The following is a 1640-nucleotide window of genomic DNA, read 5'->3' on the forward strand; positions in this document are numbered from 1 at the left end:
GGTTTGCTTTGAATTTAGTGTTTACGGCACAATGGTTTAGGTCAGGTGGTGATGTTGCTCACTACTTAACGCGGCGTTATGTGCAAGGAGGCATATTTGAACAAAATATACTTATTTGATTGGGGCGATACATTAATGGTTGATTTTCCTGATCAAAAAGGAAAAATGTGTGATTGGGATGAGGTTCAGGCCGTTAATGGTGCTCATGAGATTTTAGAAAATCTATCAAGACAACATCTTATTTACGTTGCTACTAATGCAGCCGACTCATCTGAAAACGATATCAAATTAGCATTTGAACGCGTTGGTTTAGCTCAGTTTCTCGCTGGTTATTTTTGTAAAGCTAATTTAGGTTTAGGTAAAGGCTCTCCTGAGTTTTTTCATAAAATAGCTCAAGAACTTGGTGTAAGTCATGATTCTCTCATTATGGTTGGTGATTCCCTCGATAATGACATTCTGCCCGCGATTAATGCCGGAGTAAGTGCCGTTTGGTTTAATCCGAAGTTTGAGCCAAATGATTCAGTTGTAAGAGTTAATCAAATCAATAAGTTGTGTGAAATTTGCACATAACAAAGCGTTCAAGAGGGATTCGCAACGCGTGGCATTTTCGTTATGCGTTGATTTTATTAGTTTTTAGTGTAATGCGGTGAGTTTGTAGTTGCGTTGCTCACCCCTTAACGCGGCGTTAGGCAAAATAAGGAACAATTGATGTCATTAATGAGTAAGGACCTATTCAAGTCTATTGCTAAAAGCAGTAATAGTCATGATCTTGTAGATAAAGTAGGTGAAACAGCACTTGACGCTGTACTGGATGATGGTGTTCTGAAAGATATACCCATCATTGGAACGGCAGTATCTTTGTACAAAGCTGGCGATAGCATCCGTGCCAATCTATTTGCCAAGAAAATATTAGCTTTTCTAAATGAAGTTGAGGTCTTGTCACTAGAGCAGCGTAAGCATTTTATTGAGCAAAATTTTACTAACGCCCAAGATGAAGAAAAAGTTAGCGAAGTAATTTTGTCGTTTATAGATAATGCGGATAGAGCTCAATCCTGTACCTACTTGGGCAGAGCTTTTAAGCTATATGCTCTTGGCTATATAAATCAACGAACATACGACCTTTATTGCTCTACTTTACGTCGACTCAGCAATTACCTTATACAGCAAATACACCAATTCTATCGCAACGAAAAAGCTTGTGGTGTCGAGTTTCATGCAATTCACGAACTAGCATCTTTGGGGGTAATAGATATTGCGGTTACTCTTCAGGTTTTTGATGAATCAAAAGGGTTGTTTCAGCAACCTAAGCATAATGACTTTGGTCGGCATTTTTATACAAATATTTTGGCGCAAGATTTTGCCTAACAAACGGTTCAAGAGGGACAACCAACGCGTGGCATTTTTACTATGCGTTGGTTTTTGTGATTACGGTATTATGCGGTAAGTTGGTAGTAGCGTTGGTTGCCCCTTAACCGGGCGTTATGTTTACTTGTATTTCAGTGGCTTAAAGTTTCTTCGATCTATGTTCTTTGTCCCTTTGGCAGATAGTTTAAGTACTTCAGCAAATCTGCATTGTCGGCCTAAATTCATGAATCACTCAGCCCGTAAAACATACTAATGTTCGTGGGTTGCTTCATTTT

Annotated in this window: 2 protein-coding genes; both read left to right on the top strand. The window is 38.8% G+C overall.

Going from position 1 to position 1640, the window contains the following annotated elements; translation table 11 throughout:
* Positions 1 to 78 precede the first annotated feature (78 nt).
* The gene (locus CDZ87_RS16680; protein WP_100754528.1) at positions 79 to 570 is read left to right on the top strand and encodes an HAD family hydrolase; all 492 of its coding nucleotides are present in this window, start codon (positions 79 to 81) and stop codon (positions 568 to 570) included.
* Between the two features lie 138 nt (positions 571 to 708).
* A complete protein-coding gene (locus CDZ87_RS16685; RefSeq protein ID WP_100754529.1) occupies positions 709 to 1365 on the top strand; it encodes a hypothetical protein in 657 nt (218 codons plus the stop codon).
* The last annotated feature ends 275 nt before the right edge of the window (positions 1366 to 1640 follow it).

Origin of the sequence: Vibrio salilacus (assembly GCF_002811245.1) — a bacterium.
Taxonomy (GTDB): Bacteria; Pseudomonadota; Gammaproteobacteria; order Enterobacterales; family Vibrionaceae; genus Vibrio; species Vibrio salilacus.